At 37.6% G+C, this 16246-nt stretch carries 15 protein-coding genes; 10 read left to right on the top strand and 5 right to left on the bottom strand.

The features are described from left to right. Positions 1–100: 100 nt before the first annotated feature. Entirely contained in the window at positions 101–1525 is a 1425-nt protein-coding gene (locus CWB65_RS16445; protein ID WP_006792220.1) for a sodium-dependent transporter, read from the bottom strand. Positions 1526–1714: 189 nt separating this feature from the next. Between CWB65_RS16445 and CWB65_RS16440 the strand changes: the two genes are divergently transcribed. From CWB65_RS16440 to CWB65_RS16415, 6 genes are all read left to right on the top strand, one after another. After that, complete coding sequence (locus CWB65_RS16440) at positions 1715–2017, top strand: YciI family protein (RefSeq protein ID WP_058429022.1); 303 nt, start codon at positions 1715–1717, stop codon at positions 2015–2017. A gap of 155 nt (positions 2018–2172) precedes the next feature. Then, complete coding sequence (locus CWB65_RS16435) at positions 2173–2433, top strand: PepSY domain-containing protein (protein ID WP_010557520.1); 261 nt, start codon at positions 2173–2175, stop codon at positions 2431–2433. 3 nt (positions 2434–2436) lie between these two features. Further along, positions 2437–3111 (top strand): response regulator transcription factor, encoded by a 675-nt coding sequence (locus CWB65_RS16430; protein ID WP_008127723.1) that lies wholly within the window; start codon positions 2437–2439, stop codon positions 3109–3111. Next, on the top strand, positions 3105–4442 hold the full coding sequence (locus CWB65_RS16425) for an ATP-binding protein (protein WP_010557521.1): 1338 nt from the start codon (positions 3105–3107) through the stop codon (positions 4440–4442). The genes CWB65_RS16430 and CWB65_RS16425 overlap by 7 nt, the downstream gene beginning before the upstream one ends. Beyond that, positions 4429–4839 (top strand): hypothetical protein, encoded by a 411-nt coding sequence (locus tag CWB65_RS16420; RefSeq protein ID WP_138741009.1) that lies wholly within the window; start codon positions 4429–4431, stop codon positions 4837–4839. The genes CWB65_RS16425 and CWB65_RS16420 overlap by 14 nt, the downstream gene beginning before the upstream one ends. Positions 4840–4942: 103 nt before the next feature. Next, a complete protein-coding gene (locus CWB65_RS16415) occupies positions 4943–6013 on the top strand; it encodes a flavin monoamine oxidase family protein (protein WP_138741008.1) in 1071 nt (356 codons plus the stop codon). A gap of 38 nt (positions 6014–6051) precedes the next feature. On the opposite strand, the gene CWB65_RS16410 is transcribed toward CWB65_RS16415, so the two are convergent. Then, entirely contained in the window at positions 6052–7086 is a 1035-nt protein-coding gene (locus tag CWB65_RS16410) for an AI-2E family transporter (RefSeq protein ID WP_008127717.1), read from the bottom strand. A gap of 170 nt (positions 7087–7256) precedes the next feature. Between CWB65_RS16410 and CWB65_RS16405 the strand changes: the two genes are divergently transcribed. Further along, positions 7257–8147 carry a TIGR01777 family oxidoreductase gene (locus CWB65_RS16405; protein ID WP_138741007.1) on the top strand — a complete coding sequence of 297 codons (891 nt, stop codon included), beginning with the start codon at positions 7257–7259 and terminating at the stop codon, positions 8145–8147. Positions 8148–8287: 140 nt separating this feature from the next. Further along, entirely contained in the window at positions 8288–9451 is a 1164-nt protein-coding gene (locus CWB65_RS16400; protein WP_138741006.1) for a GGDEF domain-containing protein, read from the top strand. Between the two features lie 203 nt (positions 9452–9654). On the opposite strand, the gene CWB65_RS16395 is transcribed toward CWB65_RS16400, so the two are convergent. From CWB65_RS16395 to CWB65_RS16385, 3 genes are read right to left on the bottom strand one after another with little or no spacing between them, the layout of a single operon-like run. Then, positions 9655–10041 (bottom strand): diacylglycerol kinase, encoded by a 387-nt coding sequence (locus CWB65_RS16395; protein ID WP_008127761.1) that lies wholly within the window; start codon positions 10039–10041, stop codon positions 9655–9657. Between the two features lie 12 nt (positions 10042–10053). Beyond that, positions 10054–11682, bottom strand: coding sequence for a phosphoethanolamine transferase (locus CWB65_RS16390; RefSeq protein WP_024599462.1), 1629 nt, complete (start codon positions 11680–11682; stop codon positions 10054–10056). A gap of 2 nt (positions 11683–11684) precedes the next feature. Next, positions 11685–13640, bottom strand: a complete 1956-nt coding sequence (locus tag CWB65_RS16385; RefSeq protein ID WP_138741005.1) for an LTA synthase family protein — start codon at positions 13638–13640, stop codon at positions 11685–11687. A gap of 172 nt (positions 13641–13812) precedes the next feature. Between CWB65_RS16385 and CWB65_RS16380 the strand changes: the two genes are divergently transcribed. Then, positions 13813–14487, top strand: a complete 675-nt coding sequence (locus CWB65_RS16380; RefSeq protein ID WP_008127772.1) for a response regulator transcription factor — start codon at positions 13813–13815, stop codon at positions 14485–14487. Beyond that, positions 14487–15893, top strand: coding sequence for a sensor histidine kinase (locus CWB65_RS16375; protein WP_008127774.1), 1407 nt, complete (start codon positions 14487–14489; stop codon positions 15891–15893). The genes CWB65_RS16380 and CWB65_RS16375 overlap by 1 nt, the downstream gene beginning before the upstream one ends. Positions 15894–16246 lie beyond the last annotated feature (353 nt).

Below are 16246 nucleotides of genomic sequence, written 5' to 3'. Positions count from 1 at the left end.
GAGTCCGATACAATATCGAAATCAGGCCTTGGTTGCCGCTTAGAAATGAGTCCAACTTATTGGGGTCACTTCAAAGCGCGGCTTTTTTATACTTTACATTTTAAAAGCCAAATAACTTTAAACCAAAGAACTTGGTAGCAACCGTGTTTATAAATATCACAGCTAAAATAAATGGGATAAACGTTGAAAGAGAAAAGTTAACGTATTTCTCCATCATGCTGCCTTCGTAGCTAGGTGAACCTTGGCTTAGTTCCTGTGTTAAACGCGCTTTTTTCCATCGATACATTACAAACAAACACACCATTAAGCCATTAAGAGGTAAAATAGTGTCGTAGAATACATCAACTACAATATCAAAAAAGCTCTTACTGGCACCGCCATAGCTGGTAAACGACGTTAAACTGTCAACCATACCAAACGACATAGTACATATAATTGTAAGCACGCCTGTGCTAAGCGTTAGTATACCTAAGGCTTTTTTACGACTAATACCTTTACGATCACTCAATGTTGCCGTTGGTACTTCTACAATTGAAACCAAAGACGTTATTGCTGCAAAAAATACAAGTAAAAAGAATGAAAAGGCGACAACTGAAGCCCCTACGTAGCCAATATCGTTTTGTAATGCTAATAAAATTTTAGGTAAATAAACAAAAATCATTGATACAGACGAGTCTGATAACGACTCCGGGTTAGTATTTGGGTCAAAACTAAATATAGCGGGTAAAACCATAAGGCCGGCAACAAACGCGACTAGTGAGTCTGTAATAGCCACCATTTTTGCACTACTAACTATGTCGTCTTTCTTAGAAATATACGACGCATAGGTCATTAAAATACCCATACCTAGCGATAAAGAGAAGAACGCTTGACTCAATGCACCATTGAGTACGCTAGCACTCATTTTTGAAAAGTCAGGAATAACGTAATACTCAACGCCTGCCAATGCGTTATCTAGCGTTAAAACATACGCTACCAAAGCTAACAGCATTACCAACAATGCTGGCATTAATACTTTAGCCGCTTTTTCTATGCCCTGTTTTACACCGCCGAGTAAAATAAGGTTAACAATAACAACCACCACTGCCATATAAGCAAATACTGTGTAGCTGTTAATAAATGTCCCAAAATGGCTTGGATCGGCTAACGCATCTAAGTTACCCATGCCTGCCTGTATCAAGTAGCCAAAAATCCACACTGTAATTACCATATAAAAAACGGCAATCATAAATGGAGTTAAAACGGCTAAAAATCCTGCAAATTTCCATTTTTTATCGTTATTTGCTAAAAGTTTGTATGAACCGAGCGGATCTTTTTGAGCATTTCGGCCCATGGCCATTTCTGCCATCATCACGGGTAAACAAATAAACACGACAAATAGAGCATAAATTAATAAAAATGCGCCGCCACCATTTTTAGTAGCAGAAACGGGAAAACCCACTAAATTACCAATACCAACGGCAGAACCAGCTGCAGCCAGTATAAATCCGAGACGGGAGCTAAATCGCTCTCTATTATCGCTCATGTATAAAACCTTTTTATTATTTTGAGTATCTGAGCGACTCTACCAGTGTTATACAGCGGTTTTCAAGCAATTAGCGTTAAAAATAAAATCCAACTGTAAACCTAAGTGTATACGCTTTTAGTTAGCCAAATTTGAGCTCTGTGGTACTATTTGCATAATTAAATTTAACAACTTAAGTGAGAATCTATTATGTTGTACATGATTTACTCAACAGACGTTGAAAACAGCCTTGAATTACGAAAAGCTGCACGTCCAGCGCACTTAGAACGCTTAAAAGAGCTTGATGCACAAAACAGGCTACTTACCGCCGGCCCTTTCCCTGCGGTTGATAATGAAGACCCTCAAGATGCCGGTTTTACTGGCTCAGTTATTATTGCAGAGTTTGATTCGCTAGAAGCTGCGCGTGAATGGGCAACTAATGATCCTTACGTTTCAGGTGGCGTATACGTAAATACAATTGTTAAACCATTCAAAAAAGTGTTTCCAGTATAAATAACAGCGTGTTGTTACAAGCCAACCTGTAATTCAGGATTTGTTCACACGTTTTTAATTAAAATTATTAATGTAATTACGGATTTAACGTTTTTACTTGAATTTTAGTAACTTAGTTAATTAAACTAAGGTTATCTGGTCTAGGAGTTTCTGTTATGCGCGTATTGTTAAGCCTTATTTTTATTGCTTGTGTTAGCTTTGCTAGCAATAGCCAAGCTTCGGCTACGCCCACTAAAAAGGTAAATCAACCGGTGGATAAAAAGAAAGCGGTAATACTTGCAAAACAAAGCATTGGCGGTAAAACGCTAAAGATAACTGAAAAACCAGAGTTTTATACCGTACGAATACTCAAATCTGACGGCCACGTCGTTGATTTACATATTAATAAAAAAACCGGCGAAGTGAAAAAGGATTAAAAAATGCGAATTTTAGTTATTGAAGACGATCTACATTTAGCAGACAACCTACGAAATGCATTAGAGAAAGAACGCTACAGCGTGGATTTATGTCACGATGGTGAAGCTGGTTTATTCCATATTACTGAATACCCTTTGGATATGGCTGTGGTTGATTTGGGTTTACCTAAAATTGACGGAATTGAGTTAATTAACAAAGCACGTGCCCAAGGCGTGACAATTCCAATTTTAATTTTAACAGCCCGTGATCGCTGGCAAGATAAAGTTGAAGGGCTAGATGCCGGTGCAGACGACTATTTAACAAAGCCATTTCATGTTGAAGAATTAGCAGCGCGTTGTAACGCACTTATTCGCCGCAGTGCAGGTAAAGCTAACCCTGAAATGACAGCAGGACCTATAAAAATACACACCCGTTCGCAACAAGTTTGGGTCGATGACAAAGAGTTAAGCCTAACGGCTTATGAGTATAAAGTACTTGAATACTTAATGGTAAACCCGCAAAAAGTTATTTCTAAGTCAGAGCTTACCGAGCATATTTACGATCAGGATTTCGACCTTGATTCGAATGTAATTGAAGTATTTGTCTTACGCCTACGTAAAAAGTTAGACCCAGAGGGCACCCTCAACCCAGTTGAAACGTTACGTGGCCGTGGTTACAGGCTAAAAAGTCAGTGGTAGGACCGCAAGTATCACTAAAAATAAGGCAAGGATTTATCCTTGTCTTTGTTTTATTGGTGGCACTGCCTATTTTGTTTTACTCAATTGGCAAAGCCTATTATGCCTCTTTGGTCGATGCCACAGAAAAAACGCTAGAAGCTCAACTCTATTCTCTCATATCTGAGGTAGACTTCACTGAACATGGCATAATTATGCCAAGCACTATATTAGCGCCTGAGCTTAACAGATTAAACTCTGACACTTACGCAATGATTTACCGAGATGAAGAGCCAATTTGGCATTCGGAGTCAGCGGTGAATGTCGACTTTGTACCTCAACAAATAGAAACTAAAGCCGGTGCTGCTGATTTTAGGCGCGTAGAATACAAAAATACGGTTTATTGGCAGCTTAGTTTAACCGTAATATTAAATAATATTGATCAGTCCGAGCAGGCTCGGTTCATTTTAGTAAAACGTAACGACGCTCTACTTCGCTTAATGGATGGGTTTAAACAAACACTTGTTGAGTGGATGTTTGTTATGGGTATTGCCATAACAATTTTAATGGCTATCGGTTTTATTTGGAGCGCTCGCCCACTTCAGCGCTTAGATAAAGAAATAAAAGCCATTGAATCTGGTGATATACAAGAAATTAAAGGCCTTTATCCAATTGAACTACAAACCATAAAAGCCGACTTAAACTTGTTACTTGAATCTCAGCAACGACAAAAAGAACGCTACAGAGCATCGCTCAGCGATTTAGCGCACGCACTTAAAACCCCACTAGCTGTTCTTAAATCAAGCCCGCTTGCAAATGATGCTGACGCACAAGAACAGTTAGACCGTATAAATGTGATGATCGAACACCAATTAAAGCGTGCAGCTACTGGCGCATCAGATACGTGGAAAAAACAAACGCCTATAAAACCAGTTATCGACTCAATACTAAGTGCAATGGCTAAAGTTTATCGCGACAAAGATATTATTTTTGATTGTATAGTTTCTGATAAAGACTACTTTTTAGGTGACCAAACCGATTTAATGGAGTTACTAGGCAACTTAATTGATAACGCCTGTAAAGCGTGTCGTTCTCAAGTAACGGTACAAGTGGTGCAAAGTAAAACATTATGTATAGGTATAAGTGATGATGGCCCGGGTGTGCCAGAAGATAAGCGCGAATCATTACTTAAACGCGGTACACGCTTAGATACATACCAAAGTGGGCATGGTGTTGGCATGGCCATTGTCTCGGACTTGGTTACATCTTACCACGGCACACTGACAATCACTGAAGCCGACAAGCTAGGCGGCGCACAATTTATATTAGAGTTTAATTACCATGATAAAAAATAATACGTATGCAAACTTGTTTTCGTTTTTTCTCCTTATAATAAGTGGCAGTGCATATTCTAATGCTGTGTGCCAATTGGTTGATAAGCCAACTATGAATGAATCTAAGCGTTACATCCAATGCCTTGACACCCAGCTCGATAAAGCCAAACAAGAGCAAGGGACTTGGGTACAAAAACGCAAGTACGAACTAGTCCAATCTGAAGAAGCAACGGGTAATACCCAAGTGCTGCAGTTATTTATGCGCAGTATAAAAAATAATGAGAAGTACATTGAAAGTGCCTGTCAGTGGCGCTACATATTAAAACTTCCTAATGCAAAAGCAGCCGCTATCAGCTACAAGCACTGTGAAATTCAGTTAGTAAATCAGTTTACAGAATCCTTAAAACAACCTTTTTAAAGCACGTGTAAATAACACGACTAGCTCGCATACTCACTTGACAATAGTGCACACACAAAACAAACTACCTACTAGTAGATTGTTAAACTTAAAAAGGTAAATAATGGCCAAGCCTATAATAATTATTGGTGGCGGACTTGCAGGGCTTTATGCTGCAACAAAATTGCATGAACGTAATATTGCGTTTTTATTATTAGAAGCCAAACCATTTTTAGGTGGGCGTGTTTATTGTGAAAATTCAATAAAAAATGAAAATGTTGGGTTTGATCTTGGTCCGACGTGGATCTTTCCTCATCAGCCAAAAATTCAATCATTGGTCAAATCGCTCAATTTATCGACATTTGAGCAATACAATCATGGTGATGTGTTATACCAAGCGCCTAATCAAGCAGTTCAACAAATAGCTGGCGCTGGCGAAATGCAATTGTTTAGGCTAAAACATGGCATGAACACCTTAATCAAGGCACTCTATAAACAGCTACCTGCAAAGCATATATTGTTAAATCATTGCGTAACAGAACTCAAAAAAAGTAATGATAACTGGCAGTTAACAGTTAATAACAATGGTAAAATACAGCAGTTTGAAACAAACACAGTGCTCACTGCCCTGCCTCCACGAATGATCACCCAACATCTAACACCTAATTTTTGGGCAAGTGAGAGGCTTATAAATCGTTTGACTACAACGCCCACTTGGATGGCAGGACAGGCTAAATTTGTGGCCACATTCGATTACGCCTTTTGGCGAGAACGCAATCTATCTGGACAATGCTTTAGCCGAGTCGGACCCATGGTTGAAATACATGATGCAAGTGCAGAACACAATAAGCATGCTGCCTTATTTGGCTTTATCGGCGTGCCATACGCCACTCGCAGTAAAGTTTCCAAAGCACAATTAATAAAAGCTTGTATTAACCAGCTAGTCTATTTTTACGGCGAAGCCGCTAGAAACCCCACACATTGTTTTATAAAAGATTGGGCTGAGGATGAATTTGTTGCCAATAACGACGATAAAACACAACCCTCACAACACCCTGATTTCCATTTAGGTGAACTAACAAGTGAGCTAAGAGATTTAAATATTCACTTAGTAGGAAGTGAATTCGCGAAAAAAGAAGCAGGTTATTTAGAGGGAGCACTTAACGCTGTTGATGACGCATTAAGTGCTATATAGCAATTCAAATGGGTTATATTGGCTATAAATGCTGAAGGTTAACGCATCGCGCTATCTTCACCACTGCCTAATAATGTAGCAACCCATTTACCTTCTATGCTTGTTTCAAGGCCTATTTTAACAATCATTGTTAATGGAACAGATAAAAGCATACCTACTGTACCAAGTAGCCACCCCCAAAATATTAAAGATAAAAATACAACAAGGGTTGATAGGCCAAGCCCTTTACCTAAAAATTTAGGCTCTACAATGTTGCCCATCACCGTGTTTATTGTTAAGTAACCCGCCGCTACCATACCGGCAATTAGAGGACCTTGAGTTATTAAGGCAAGTAACACGGCAGGCACAGCCGCAATAATTGACCCAATATTCGGAATGTAATTAAACATAAATGCTAAAACACCCCATAATATAAAGTAGTCAACATTTAGAACCCACAAGTAAACAGACACAATAATACCGGTAGCTAAACTAACGAGTGTTTTTATAGCCAAGTAAGAATTAATTGATTCTAAAAATCGGTCAATTTGCTTCATTTTACTATCAGGATCTTCAAGAGCCATATGTATTTTATTGCTTAGCAGTGGGCCTTCAAACAGCATAAAAATAACCGTTAAGATTATTAAAAACATGTTTGCCATTACGCCACCAAGCCCTGTCAGCATGTTAGTTGCTACATCAACCATTTTACCTGGATCGAACATCGAAATAAGTTGTTCTTTATTAATTAAAATATTGTACTGGGAGGCGAGGTCTACAAGCCAAATAAACTCTTCTTTGAGTTGGGCTTTATATTCAGGAAGCTGCTGTGAAAAATCATTAATGGACTGGCCAACTAAGCCACCTAAGCTGACTCCAAGCCCAACAATAATTAGCACCACAAGCATCACTGCAATGCCTTTAGGAATTTTATAACGTGCAAAAAATTTAATTAGTGGATTACAAATAATGGCAATAAATGCCGCTAATATGAAAGGAATAACAATGACACTTGCTGATTTGATCCCTGCCAATACCACTACTAAAGCAGCAAAAACAATTAAGCTTTTATTTACACCCGTTAAACCTGCCACTTTATTTATCCTTTTATTTGTAATAAGGCCACAGTGTAAGGCAAAACCTAATGAAATGAAATAATTACAAAGTGATCATAACCCTTGTTACTTCGTATTAAGGATAGAAACTACATGCTAGTGAGTATAAATTAAAAACACTTGCTACAATTATAATTTGAGGATTCAATATGCATATATTTGTTACAGGTGCTACTGGGCTAATTGGCCAACATTTATGCCCTTTTTTAGAGCACCACAACACGGTTACCGTGCTAAGCCGTAATGCCACAAAAGCAAATGTATTATTGGGTCATAAAATTAAAGCAGTCACTGACATAAGCGCTGTTGATTTTAATACCGTTGATGTTGTTATTAATTTAGCCGGTGAGCCAATCGTTAATAAGCGTTGGAGCGATAAACAAAAGCAAATTATACGTGACAGCCGCATTAATCTAACAGAAAAAATTAGCCACGCTATTGCAGCAAGTACTAACCCTCCACACACGTTTATATCAGGCAGTGCTATTGGCTACTATGGACGCCAAAGCAACAAGCGCATAGATGAAAACTTTACAGATCCCCACAATGAGTTTAGCCATCAGCTGTGTAAAGACTGGGAAGACGCAGCATTAAAAGCAGAGTCTGAAAAAACACGAGTCTGCCTATTACGAACCGGTATTGTATTAGCTAAAAAAGGTGGCGCATTAAGCAAGATGCTTCCCGCATTTAAATTGTGTTTAGGCGGGCCAATTGGTGACGGCGAGCAAGGTATGTCGTGGATACATATAGACGATATGACACAGCTTATTTTATATATTATGAAACACCCTGAAATTTCGGGGCCAATTAACGCCGTAGCACCAAACCCAGTTAGTAACTCAGAGTTTAGTAAACGCTTGGGTAATGCATTATCGCGTCCCGCTTTTATGCCCATGCCTGCATTTGTATTGAAAGTATTAATGGGTGAAATGTCTGACTTACTCACTACCGGGCAATTTGTAGTGCCAACCAAAGCACAAAAGCATAACTATCGTTTTCATTACGAGAACCTTAAATCGGCCTTGGACAGCTTGGTTTAGCTGGCGTTAATTATCTTCTGCGTATACTCTATTCAGTTACAATATGGGTAACTAGTACTATTTACCCATATTGACCTTTCATGATTAATACATAATACTTAAGTTAGTCAGACACAATTTCCTAATAAAAGCGAAAATGAATGCTACACCTGCCTACTGTGATTGGTCTCTCTTTTATACTTAACCTACTAATAGGGTTGTTTTTTTTATCTGTTCATAATTACAAAAAACAATCTGCTTTTTTAATTTTTGGTTTAGCGTGCATTGCATTTTCATTTGCTGAACTACTCGCATGTTTAAAACTAATACTTAATTTTCCTTTTATTACGAGTTATTTAGCGAATGTTTTTATAATACTCAGCCCATTTTTAATTATTCTGGGACTACATAAATACAAATACAGCAAACCTTTAAACTTACGCCCTATTTACTATTTGCTACTTTTTACCGCTGTAATTTTATTATCTGTGTATCCTTACTCCGCGGCACAAATGGTAACGAGCTTTATTATTGCAGGGTTATACTTATTTTCTGCTTACATCATTAGCACTATGAGCTTTGTTGCAACCTTACAAAAAAAGGCATTAATTACCTGCTTTTTAATCCATAGTTTGCTTATGTTTGTTCAAACAGTGCTGCTTGCTTTACCTATTTTAAGCCTAAGCGATACAACCTATTTAGAACCATTAGAGCTCATTTTAAGCAGTCATTTAATTTTAGCCACTTGCAGTGCATTATTACTCCCTTACTTATTAGCATCTAATACAGAACATACGCTTGCCAGCATTGCTAATACCGACGTTTTAAGTCAACTATTTAACCGCCGTGGTTTTTTTATAAAAGGAAAAAACGCGTTAAGTTTACCACTTTACCAAAACAAAAATATTTCACTTATTTTGCTCGATATTGATTTTTTCAAACGCGTTAACGATACCTATGGCCATGAGGCAGGCGATCAAGCCATAAAGTGGATCGCCCAGCATATAAAATCACAGTTTTTAAATGAAGAAATATCAGCCAGAATCGGCGGCGAAGAATTTGCCATTTTGTTGCCCAACTGCTCATTAAGTGATGCCAGAAATAATGCCGAAGAACTACGCGAAAGCATAAGCTGTTATCCATTTTATTACGAGGGGCACGATATAAATTTATCGGTGAGTGCAGGCGTCAGTAGCACAATAAACGGCGAGCAGACTATAAAAGAGTTACTAGCGAACGCCGATAAACGACTCTACCTTGCTAAAGAAACTGGCCGTGACAAAGTGGTAACCTACGATGAAAAAAGCTTACTTTTGCAAGCTTAATTTGAAATAGTCTTAACATGATCTGCCAGATTCAATTTGTAGAGTTGAATTAAATCTGACAGTGAATAGCCGATTTGTGTTGCATCGAGTGGTTGAACTCACAGCCATGAGCAGACTTTCAAGCGTAACTCGTTTCTGCCCCAAAACGAGTTTAGGCGACGGTCGCAAATGAGCGATAAGTGATCATTGAGATTGAATAAATTTTAAAAATAACCAACATAGCTTATAAATACAGAAATCCAGACGAATGAACTTATCAATAGCGCAATTAATACTGCTGCGGAGCCTAAATCTTTAGCGAGACCTGACAATGGATGAATCTCTAAGCCAACTCTGTCTATTGTTGCTTCTATTGCTGTATTAACAACCTCTGCGAATATCACAAATAAAACAGAGATTAGTAGCATGACCTTTTCGTAAATACCTATCTGCCAAATCGAAATAATAATTAGCGATAAAGCGAGTAAAAAAAGCTCTTGTTTAAAAGCAGCTTCATTTTTAGCAAGCCATTTAAATGCACGCTGTGAATTTTTAAAAGCTAAAACTACTCGATTAATACCTGACGGCTTATTTGCACTATCAAATTGCATTGGAAACTCTCTTTATAGACTTAGGGCCTTACAGGCGTTAAAAATATCGTATTCAGGTTGGTATTGACTGCTGCTTACTTGAGTTAAGCCAAGTAAAGTGTCAAAAATATTGTCGTGTGAAAATACTTTTGAGCGTTGTAACTCAATACAATGATTAAATTTAGAGTTAGCGAGTTTATTACTCCAAAAAATCATTGGAATATGGGTTTGCTCGCTTGGTGCTAATGCATATGGAAACCCGTGAAGGTATAAACCTTTCTCACCAAGTGACTCACCGTGATCTGACACATATAGGAGTGACTTCTTTGTTTCGTTACTTGCTTGTAATACTTTTATCAACTGGCTCAACACCTTGTCTGTGTATGCGATAGTATTATCATATGTGTTTGTTAGTTCAGTTGTACTACAGTTCTGAATATCGCTTCGAGAGCAATCAGGTTTAAACAAACTTTCGTGTTCAGGATAACGACGATAATAAGTTGGTCCATGTGAACCTATCATATGCAGAACAACCAATTTATGTTTAGCGTTACTAGTCGCTATCTTGTCTGCTAGTTTCGTAACTAATATTTCATCAAAACAGTAATGACCATCACATAACGGATGTTCTTTATTCGGCTCAATGTTGTCTGATTTGATGCGAGCACACACTCCTTTACAGCTGCTGTTATTATCAATCCATGTTACTTCAACACCACTACGCTGAATAATGTCTAGAGCATTTTCTTGACTACTAGCAAGCCGAGAATCATATTCTTTGCGGTTCAGTCGTGAAAACATACAGGGGACTGAAATAGCCGTCGCCGTTCCACACGATGAAACATCACTAAAATACTTTACGCCTAACTTGGGAGTATAAGTATTCGTTGCTCTACTATAGCCTTGTAGTGAAAAGTTAGCCGCCCGAGCTGTTTCCCCGACAACCATTACAGTTAGCGAGGTGCTCGTTTTATTTTTTAAAGTGGGCAAGTTATCGAGTACCTTGAAAGGTAATGGTGGATAAAAGTAATTATCCCTCAGGTATTTATAACTTGCTGTATAGAATGCAAACGGGGTGATATAACTTGTTAGCTGTCGGTTGTTGCGGCCAACAGAAGCGTACTCTTTATAAAAGGGTACAGCGATTAAGGCACAACAGAGCAAAGCTGATAGATTTAGCTTCGTAAAACTTTTTAAACGAACTCTAAAACTCCCAATAATTGTGAACTTGGAAAATAAGTAAGTAGGTACAATCCCCAATAAAAAAATAAATAACACAAGCTGAAAGTTCAAGTATGAAAATGCTTCACCTGAATTTGTTTCAACAATATTTTGTAACATGCTCTTGTCAAAAATAACGCCATAATTAAGTGTTGAATAAAACAACAATGAGCAAACTAAAACACTAAATAGAAGTATAGCTTTAACAAAAGTAATTAAGGACAACCAACTTAAAACTAAAACAGTCAATGAGAAAAGCAATAAAGGGACCGACGCGATAAAAAGCCAATTTATATGCCCTGACTGTGTTGCAGCCATAAAAGTATTGTATAAAAACAAGCCATTAAATGCGATAACGATATACATTGAAACTAAGCAAACAAATTGGCTGTAACTTACTTGCCAAGACGAAATACAAAATCTTTTAAAAGCAATTTTCATAGTTATTCCTTATCACTACTTTTATCAGCTAAACGATAAAGCTGCTCGGTGTAAGCTAAGTTGCTAAATAACACATGAGCTAGTGCTTTTTCAGCCAACGTTTGATCAACGTTTAGCTGTTCATTTTTTTCTTGTATTTTGGTTTGTTTGTTATAGCGCCAATAGCTGGTTTGTTGATTTGGCATTAGGATGACAGCGCGATCATTTTCTAGGTATGCAAAATTGTCGTAGTACTGCATCATTGCGCGTTCAACTGGATAACTTTTAGTCAGATCAAAGCCCAGCATAGGGGTTGCTTGGTCAATTCCTAAAAGTGACATCAAAGTAACAGGTAGATCAATTTGACTAACGAGTCTTGGATCGCGTTTACTTTTCATATCGCTGTTTAAAATAACAGCTGGTATATGAAAAGACCTCAAAGGGACAGGTTCAGAGCCAAAAACACGCACATCATGGTCTGCCACAACCAAAAATACGGTGTTTTCCCAGTACGACCGTGTTTTTGCTTTATTTATAAATTTACCTAGTGCGTAATCGGCATACTTAATTGCAAGATCACGCTTATAGTTTTCAGGGTTATGTCCTTTGGGTAGCGATACTTTGCCTTGTGGTATATCAAACGGATCGTGATTACTAGAAGTAAATACAAGACTAAAAAATGGCTCTGTCGAATTACTTAATTTAGTCAGTTCTTTATCTGCTTGATTGAATAAGTCCTCATCACTTACCCCCCAAGAGGAGATAAATTGGGGATTATCAATATGGTTGATGTCAACAATATCGTTAAACCCGTTTCCTAGAAAAAAGCTTTTCATATTGTCAAAATGGCTTTCACCGCCGTAGATAAACTGTGTTTTGTAACCTTCTTGACTGAATACATCCGCTAGTGAAAAAAAGTTATGCTGCGATTTAGATAGTTTAACTACTGAGCGAGATGGTGATGGTGTAAAACCTGTGGTAATTGCTTCAATACCTCTTACGGAGCGCGTGCCCGTAGCATAAAGGTTGTCAAACCCCCACCCTTGTTGATATAGCTTATCAAGTTCGGGCGTAATATCTAACCCACCAAGTTCTCCAACAAATCGGGCACCTAAACTTTCCTCAAGTATTATAACTAAGTTTTTTTTAACACCAGACACAAAAGGCTTGTTGTGCGCCAAGGTTGGAATATTTCCAGCGACAAACTGTTTTCGATAAGAAGCCTTTTTGACCGTATCTATAATTTGTTGACGAAGCATTGTGCCATACAAATTACTGGCACTTTTTTCGTTACCCATGTTTTTCAGCGCAAACGCAACACTGTAAGTGGAGTTAAGAACAAGTGAGTTTACTAGTGAATCTTGAGAAAAATAGACTAATGCAGGGTTAAGCGGTCGGTGATTTAATGTACCTCTAGCAGCAAATAAGCAGATTATTAAAGCAGCCATTAGAATGGGTAAATTGGATGCTTTTTTCAGTGACGGTGGTTGTGTGAATGCTCTGCATAAAAGGCGATAGCTATAAACGCTTGTTAACGAGGCCAAAAGCAATGTACTTAGCATTGCAAAAAGATGGCCATGCACTAACATTGAGAAGACTTCTTGTGGGTAATCAAGGTATTCAATATATAATCGGTTAGGCCTTACATCATATTGATTGATGAATGCAGGTGTTGATGCTTCAACAATAACAACTACAGTTACAACGCAGCTGCCGTAAAGTGTAAAAATACGCTGGAAAAGCTCTGTTTTAGGGCGTGCAACTACATGCAGTATCAGTATAAAAACCCCAATAGTTGCTAAGTATGCAATGCTACTTAAGTCTATTCTGATTGCTCCTGATATGATCGGCCAAATATCACCATCATTTAATCTTGAATGTTGCCAAAACAATAAAGCAATGCGGGAAGTTATAAAGATTGATATCAATATAATACTAAAACGCAACAAGGGTTTTAAAACGGAAGTATTTGCTGTCATAGTTGTGCTCGATCTTAATAATTGCAGCAATACTAAAAACCGAAACTTAAGAAATCCTGAGTCTAAACTTAATATTGGCTAAACTATGGAAACTTAAGCAAGTCTTAAGTAAAACTTAAGCTATATGGCGTAACCTAATGATGAAGATGCATTTCAGGTGAATGAGTAACACATGAAGTTATTAATAATTGAAGATTCAGCGTCACTAAGGCGTAGTTTACGAATTGGCTTAGTAAATCTAGGCTTTGCGGTTGATGACACCGGTGATGGTGCACAAGGGCTGAGTATGGCGATGACAGGTGAGTATGAGCTTATAATACTTGATATTATGTTACCGAGTATCGATGGTATTACTTTATTGCAAACCATAAGAACCAAACAGCTTGATTCTAAAGTCTTAATTTTGTCAGCTAAGCAAGAACCTGAAGACCGTGTTTTAGGGCTTTTAACTGGAGCGGATGATTACCTTACTAAACCCTTTTCATTTGATGAGCTCCACGCTCGACTATTAAATTTAATGCGCCGTGGTGGATTGAAGATGATGAGCGATATCATAACTATTGATAATTTAGCACTGAATTTACAGTTAAAACTGCTAAAAGTGGCTGACAATGTTATTGACTTAACACCCAACGAGTACAAAATTGTCGAATGTTTATTTAGCAATCAAAATAAAGTGTTTAGTGCTGAGAAGCTAAGTACCTACCTTGCAGGGCAATATGATTTGATATCAAAGAACTCGATTGAAGCTCATTTATCATCTGCTCGCAAAAAAGTAAGAGTTGCAGGAGGGGAGCTGCCAATTCAGACCAAGCGTGGTTTTGGTTACATTGTACAAGGACAATAATGAAATCTATTCGCAGTAAATTAGTTGTTACACTCTCGGTAACTATAACAGGCTTTGTTTTATGCATTTTGTTAGCAACCGACATTGCTGTTGATAGTTGGATAGACAATGAGTTTGATCGCAGCCTGCAATCCAAAGCAGGTATGTTAATGACCTTAGTACATAAAACTGATGAAGGTTTTTCGTTTAGTTTTTCTAGTGAGTTTATGCCCGAGTTCGCAGGGGAAATAGAGCCTGAGTACTTTCAAGTATGGAGCAAAGAAGGCACTTTCACTCGCTCCAAAAGTTTAGATTTATTTGAGGTTAAAAACTTACCATATGAAAGCTTAGAAATTGGCGAATCAAAAATACGCCCTTTACAATTACCTGATGGCCGAGATGGTCGAGTGTTTTATAGTCGTTTTATACCACAAGGAAAAGACAATACATCAGTAGACACATATAAAAAAACAAATGATGAGCCACTGACTTTAGCTTATGCAGCGTCTTCTGAGGAAGTTGATTTTGTACTTTGGTTGATTGACGTTATTTTTATAGTCACCACAATTACAGTTATTGTATTTATTCGATTATTTGTCAGGAAGGCGATAGATACATCACTTGCGCCATTAATTAAACTCAACCAAGATATCAGTCAGTTAAGTATTACCAGTGAAGGCTCACAGATATTTATACAAGAGCCAGTTAAAGAGCTCTTGCCTATTGTTGAAAGCTTAAATGCTTTTATTAAAGAGAATAGACAACTTTACCTAAGGGAAAAGCGACTTACATCCGATATTGCCCATGAAATAAAAACGCCCATTGCCGAACTTATAAATATGGCAGAAGTTGCTATCAGGTTTCCAAATGAGATTGAGCTCAATGAGGATTTTAAGCCTGAAGCGTTGAAAATAAGTTTACGGCTAAAAAATATCGTGTCGAACTTATTGCTATTACATAAATACAGTAATGGTAAGCTAATCAAACAAGATGCTTGTGATTTAAATCAAGTCATTACCAGAGTCTTAGAAAACACTGATTTATCGCGTGTAAATTTGGAGTTGAATGAGAATGCACCAGCAATTATAAGCAACTTGTTTGCCCTCGAATCAATTATTAGCAATTTAGTTAACAACGCTAAACAATACAGCCCACTAAATTCAAAAATTTTAGTTTCGACAATGATTTCAAAAGAAAAACTTTTATTTTTGTCAGTTACTAACTCCCTTATTGAACCTTTGAGTGATAATGATATAGACCAATTATTTGACCCTTTATGGCAAAAAGACACTTCAAGAACATCGAATGATAACTTTGGATTGGGGTTATCAATCGCTAAAACGCTTAGTAAAGCAATTGATGCGCAATTAAGTGCAGAAGTTAGTGACAGAAAAATCACATTCTCTTTAGCCTTAAACACTGATTAGTTTATTTAGCCCTACATAGAAATAAAGGCTACGTCATTAAACTTTTCAGAGTCTAACCTCACCCAGCAACTTTTACCGGTATATCTATATCCATATGGTGGCCTCGGAATTTTCAAAAATACTAGTTTTGCTTTTATGACCAATGAGCTTTCCTTGCAATATAACACCCATTTAAGGGGCTGATAATAGTTTGCTAAAATGTGTAGCGCAGCGAAACCGAGCAAACTGTTAGCAGTGATCTTCACCCGATAAAGTGGACACCGTCCACGTTTCAATTAACTGCCGATTCAAACTCGGCAGGTGATTTATAACCAACACGCGAATGCAATCGCTGTCTATTGTAATAGTAATTT

The organism is Pseudoalteromonas sp. S554 (genome assembly GCF_005930865.1).
Classification (GTDB): domain Bacteria; phylum Pseudomonadota; class Gammaproteobacteria; order Enterobacterales; family Alteromonadaceae; genus Pseudoalteromonas; species Pseudoalteromonas marina.
Note: the sequence above shows the minus strand (reverse complement) of the source record. Positions and strands in the feature narration are given on the sequence as shown.

Coding starts and splice junctions, on each gene's coding strand:
- CWB65_RS16375 (WP_008127774.1), top strand. CDS start 14,487: ATGAAATCTATTCGCAGTAAATTAGTTGTTACACTCTCGGTAACTATA.
- CWB65_RS16380 (WP_008127772.1), top strand. CDS start 13,813: ATGAAGTTATTAATAATTGAAGATTCAGCGTCACTAAGGCGTAGTTTA.
- CWB65_RS16385 (WP_138741005.1), bottom strand. CDS start 13,640: ATGACAGCAAATACTTCCGTTTTAAAACCCTTGTTGCGTTTTAGTATT.
- CWB65_RS16415 (WP_138741008.1), top strand. CDS start 4,943: ATGGCCAAGCCTATAATAATTATTGGTGGCGGACTTGCAGGGCTTTAT.
- CWB65_RS16445 (WP_006792220.1), bottom strand. CDS start 1,525: ATGAGCGATAATAGAGAGCGATTTAGCTCCCGTCTCGGATTTATACTG.
- CWB65_RS16400 (WP_138741006.1), top strand. CDS start 8,288: ATGCTACACCTGCCTACTGTGATTGGTCTCTCTTTTATACTTAACCTA.
- CWB65_RS16405 (WP_138741007.1), top strand. CDS start 7,257: ATGCATATATTTGTTACAGGTGCTACTGGGCTAATTGGCCAACATTTA.
- CWB65_RS16420 (WP_138741009.1), top strand. CDS start 4,429: ATGATAAAAAATAATACGTATGCAAACTTGTTTTCGTTTTTTCTCCTT.
- CWB65_RS16390 (WP_024599462.1), bottom strand. CDS start 11,682: ATGAAAATTGCTTTTAAAAGATTTTGTATTTCGTCTTGGCAAGTAAGT.
- CWB65_RS16440 (WP_058429022.1), top strand. CDS start 1,715: ATGTTGTACATGATTTACTCAACAGACGTTGAAAACAGCCTTGAATTA.
- CWB65_RS16395 (WP_008127761.1), bottom strand. CDS start 10,041: ATGCAATTTGATAGTGCAAATAAGCCGTCAGGTATTAATCGAGTAGTT.
- CWB65_RS16435 (WP_010557520.1), top strand. CDS start 2,173: ATGCGCGTATTGTTAAGCCTTATTTTTATTGCTTGTGTTAGCTTTGCT.
- CWB65_RS16430 (WP_008127723.1), top strand. CDS start 2,437: ATGCGAATTTTAGTTATTGAAGACGATCTACATTTAGCAGACAACCTA.